Raw genomic sequence first — 687 nt, forward strand, 5'->3', positions numbered from 1 at the left:
CCAGCGCGCTAATCGACGGAGTTTAAATGGCTCTCGGTTTTGCATTCGAATGCGCGTGATTAATCCAATTGTTCCAAGACCAACCTGAGCTGCTTTAAAGACATCGTGATTAGTGTCGTTATTGCAGGTGAGTAACTCGCCCTTCGCAGTGAGTAATTCAATTTCAGTTGTATAGGCGGATAAACACTGTAGCGCGCGGCCTGTGCCGTGGGTAGCTGTGCTAATCGCGCCGGCAAGTGTTTGTCGATCAACATCTGGCATGTTGATCATGGCTTGTCCCATCTCGTTGAGTGCCGGGCCAACTGAGCTTAATTGTGTGCCTGCTGCGATATCGGCTTGCATGATTTTATCGACGGCTTGAGTCACGCCGCGGATATAGCTCGTACTAATCAAGGTATGATCGGTTGGGACGAGTGCTGTAAAGGAATGTCCTGAGCCTACAGAGCGCATTTTTCCTTGGTTGTTGCGCAGCCATGTTTGCAGATCCGCTAAATTTTGCGGCGCAATACGTGCACTCGGTACGCAGCGTTGATTGCCTGACCAGTTTTTCCACGCCAGTGCAGAAGTCGATAACGCAATATTGGGTACGGCGCTCGATAAACATGCAGCAACCATCGATTTTAGTAAGTCTCTGCGCTGCATAGCTATTTCTCCGCTTCGTGTTTTTGAGTGTTTGGAGATTGCGCG

At 49.6% G+C, this 687-nt stretch carries 1 protein-coding gene; it reads right to left on the reverse strand.

Going from position 1 to position 687, the window contains the following annotated elements:
- A partial coding sequence (locus A3738_RS05720) for an FAD-binding protein (protein WP_156504000.1) occupies window positions 1-642 on the reverse strand: 642 nt, incomplete at its 3' end.
- Window positions 643-687: the final 45 nt, after the last annotated feature.

Source organism: Oleiphilus sp. HI0066, from assembly GCF_001635725.1.